General features: G+C 50.4%; 1 rRNA gene. It reads right to left on the reverse strand.

Annotated elements, in window-relative coordinates:
• Positions 1–40: 40 nt before the first annotated feature.
• Positions 41–2,934, reverse strand: a 23S ribosomal RNA gene (locus JMA39_RS21070).
• Positions 2,935–2,987 lie beyond the last annotated feature (53 nt).

Consider the following 2,987-nt stretch of genomic DNA (forward strand, 5'->3'; position numbering starts at 1 on the left):
TAGAAACATTAGTCTCTCATACAAAACCCATCAGGGTTGTATGGTTAAGCCTCACGAGTCATTAGTACAAGTTAGCTCAACGCCTCACAACGCTTACACACCTTGCCTATCAACGTCCTAGTCTCGAACGGCTCTTTAGAGGAATTAAATTCCTAGGGATGACTCATCTTAGGACTCGCTTCCCGCTTAGATGCTTTCAGCGGTTATCGATTCCGAACGTAGCTACCGGGCAATGCTATTGGCATAACAACCCGAACACCAGCGGTTCGTCCACTCCGGTCCTCTCGTACTAGGAGCAGCTTCCTTCAATCATCCAACGCCCACGGCAGATAGGGACCGAACTGTCTCACGACGTTCTGAACCCAGCTCGCGTACCACTTTAAATGGCGAACAGCCATACCCTTGGGACCGACTTCAGCCCCAGGATGTGATGAGCCGACATCGAGGTGCCAAACACCGCCGTCGATATGAACTCTTGGGCGGTATCAGCCTGTTATCCCCGGAGTACCTTTTATCCGTTGAGCGATGGCCCTTCCATACAGAACCACCGGATCACTATGACCTACTTTCGTACCTGCTCGACGTGTATGTCTCGCAGTTAAGCTGGCTTATGCCATTGCACTAACCGTACGATGTCCGACCGTACTTAGCCAACCTTCGTGCTCCTCCGTTACTCTTTGGGAGGAGACCGCCCCAGTCAAACTACCCACCAGGCACTGTCCCGAACCCCGATTCAGGGGCCGCGGTTAGAACATCAAAACTACAAGGGTGGTATTTCAAGATTGACTCCACTCCATCTAGCGACGAAGCTTCAAAGTCTCCCACCTATCCTACACATGTAGGTTCAATGTTCAGTGCCAAGCTATAGTAAAGGTTCACGGGGTCTTTCCGTCTAGCCGCGGGTATACGGCATCTTCACCGCAATTTCAACTTCACTGAGTCTCGGCTGGAGACAGCGTGGCCATCATTACGCCATTCGTGCAGGTCGGAACTTACCCGACAAGGAATTTCGCTACCTTAGGACCGTTATAGTTACGGCCGCCGTTTACCGGGGCTTCGATCATGAGCTTCTCCGAAGATAACCCAATCAATTAACCTTCCGGCACCGGGCAGGCGTCATACCGTATACTTCCTCTTGCGAGTTTGCACAGTACTGTGTTTTTGATAAACAGTTGCAGCCACCTGGTATCTGCGACTCCCGTCAGCTTAGAGAGCAAGTCTCATCACCAACAGGAGCGTACCTTCTCCCGAAGTTACGGTACCATTTTGCCTAGTTCCTTCAGCCGAGTTCTCTCAAGCGCCTTGGTATTCTCTACCCGACCACCTGTGTCGGTTTGGGGTACGATTCCTACTAACCTGAAGCTTAGAAGATTTTCCTGGAAGCATGGCATCAACTACTTCAGTCCCTTAGGACCTCGTCATCAGTTCTCAGCCTTAAGTACACCCGGATTTGCCTAAGTGTACAGCCTACAACCTTAAACGCGGACAACCAACGCCGCGCTAGCCTAGCCTTCTCCGTCTCTCCATCGCAGTTAGCAGAAGTACGGGAATATTAACCCGTTTCCCATCGACTACGCCTTTCGGCCTCGCCTTAGGGGTCGACTCACCCTGCCCCGATTAACGTTGGACAGGAACCCTTGGTCTTTCGGCGAGGAGGTTTTTCACCCCCTTTATCGTTACTCATGTCAGCATTCGCACTTCTGATACCTCCAGTGTGGGTTACCCCTTCACCTTCAACGGCTTACAGAACGCTCCTCTACCGCACTAGACAAAGTCTAGTACCCATAGCTTCGGTGTATTGCTTAGCCCCGTTAAATCTTCCGCGCAGGCCGACTCGACTAGTGAGCTATTACGCTTTCTTTAAATGATGGCTGCTTCTAAGCCAACATCCTAGCTGTCTAAGCCTTCCCACATCGTTTCCCACTTAGCAATAACTTTGGGACCTTAGCTGATGGTCTGGGTTGTTTCCCTTTTCACGACGGACGTTAGCACCCGCCGTGTGTCTCCCGAGTAGTACTCATTGGTATTCGGAGTTTGCAAAGGGTTGGTAAGTCGGGATGACCCCCTAGCCTTAACAGTGCTCTACCCCCAATGGTATTCGCTCGAGGCGCTACCTAAATAGCTTTCGAGGAGAACCAGATATCTCCCGGTTTGATTGGCCTTTCACCCCCAGCCACAAGTCATCACCGCATTTTTCAACATACGTGTGTTCGGTCCTCCAATTGATGTTACTCAATCTTCAACCTGCCCATGGCTAGATCACCGGGTTTCGGGTCTACACCTTGCAACTAAACGCGCAGTTAACACTCGGTTTCCCTACGGCTCCGCTATTCGCTTAACCTTGCTACAAAATGTAAGTCGCTGACCCATTATACAAAAGGTACGCAGTCACGGTCTCAAGAACCGCTCCCACTGCTTGTACGTATACGGTTTCAGGTTCTATTTCACTCCCCTCACAGGGGTTCTTTTCGCCTTTCCCTCACGGTACTGGTTCACTATCGGTCAGTCAGGAGTATTTAGCCTTGGAGGATGGTCCCCCCATATTCAGACAAGATGTCACGTGTCCCGTCCTACTCGTTTTCACATAAAGTTAGTTTTCATGTACGGGGCTATCACCCTGTGCCGCTGCGCTTTCCAACGCATTCCACTAACACCCTCTATGCTTAAGGGCTAATCCCCGTTCGCTCGCCGCTACTAGGGGAATCTCGGTTGATTTCTTTTCCTCCGGGTACTTAGATGTTTCAGTTCCCCGGGTTCGCCTCATTAACCTATGTATTCAGTTAATGATACTAGCTTATGCTAGTGGGTTTCCCCATTCGGACATCGTTAGCTCAAATGCTTGTTACTAGCTCGCCAACGCTTTTCGCAAGTTACTACGTCCTTCATCGCCTCTGACTGCCAAGGCATCCACCATATACGCTTAGTCACTTAACCATACAACCCAAATAAGTCTCTATGAGACATACATGTTGTTTTATCAGGGTAGA

The organism is Shewanella schlegeliana, from assembly GCF_016765635.1.
GTDB lineage: Bacteria > Pseudomonadota > Gammaproteobacteria > Enterobacterales > Shewanellaceae > Shewanella > Shewanella schlegeliana.